At 66.3% G+C, this 401-nt stretch carries 1 protein-coding gene; it reads left to right on the top strand.

Annotated features, from left to right (window positions below; genetic code table 11):
- The coding region (locus KMS84_RS39230) for a hypothetical protein (RefSeq protein ID WP_256921399.1) at positions 1–401 on the top strand (401 nt) is incomplete at both ends.

Genomic DNA, 401 nt, shown 5'->3' with positions numbered 1-401 from the left:
TCGAACCCCACCTCCCCTTCCTCCTCCCCCGCGTCCTCGAACTCGTCTACACGGCATACGACATGACCCTGCTCGCCCGCGACCTAGGCGACGAGGGAGAGCCGTTCCGCTGGGCTGAGGCACGCCGGGCGCAACTGCGGGCCGAGTTGGACGCGTACTTCTTCCACCTGTACGGCATCTCCGCCGAGGACACCGACTACATCCTGGAGACCTTCCAGTCGGAGTCGGGTGGCCTGAAGAACAACGAGATCGCCAAGTACGGCGAGTACCACACCAAGCGGCTCGTCCTCACCGAGTACGAGCGCATGGCCACCGCCGGCCTGAGTCCGGAAAAGCCCCTCGTGGACGGCGAGACCTACACCTCCCCGCTCACCCCTCCCCCGGGCCATGCGCTCGTACTC

This window comes from Streptomyces hilarionis (assembly GCF_024539675.1).
In the GTDB taxonomy this organism is placed as follows: Bacteria; Actinomycetota; Actinomycetes; order Streptomycetales; family Streptomycetaceae; genus Streptomyces; species Streptomyces hilarionis.
This window is presented reverse-complemented; position numbering and strand designations above follow the sequence as displayed.